The sequence below is a fragment of the Gelidibacter salicanalis genome, from assembly GCF_016469035.1.
GTDB classification, from domain to species: Bacteria; Bacteroidota; Bacteroidia; order Flavobacteriales; family Flavobacteriaceae; genus Gelidibacter; species Gelidibacter salicanalis_A.
The window spans coordinates 1-252 of sequence record NZ_JAEHJZ010000414.1; the positions used below are offsets into that span (position 1 = coordinate 1).

Here is a 252-nt window from a genome sequence, read left to right on the forward strand (position 1 = left end):
CCTTAGCAATCACATCCCATCCCGATAGCAATATGAAGGTACACATTCCAATCCCCAACATGCTCCCCACCCACCTCCGGAAGTTATGACCAATATTAATTGACATTCCATCCTTTCAGGCTTTTGTGGCTGTTTTGGCACTCCTCCCATGGGCCGTGGTGGCCTTGCCCTCCCAGCACTACGGTCACCAACCTCCCCCACACTATGGTGGCTACCCTGAGCCTGCCTATCCCCAGCACCCTCAACCCCCTT

General features: G+C 54.4%; 1 protein-coding gene. It reads right to left on the bottom strand.

The window, feature by feature from the left end; all coding sequences use genetic code 11:
• Nucleotides 1-9 precede the first annotated feature (9 nt).
• A partial coding sequence (locus tag JEM65_RS22670; RefSeq protein ID WP_233530815.1) for a hypothetical protein occupies nt 10-252 on the bottom strand: 243 nt, incomplete at its 5' end.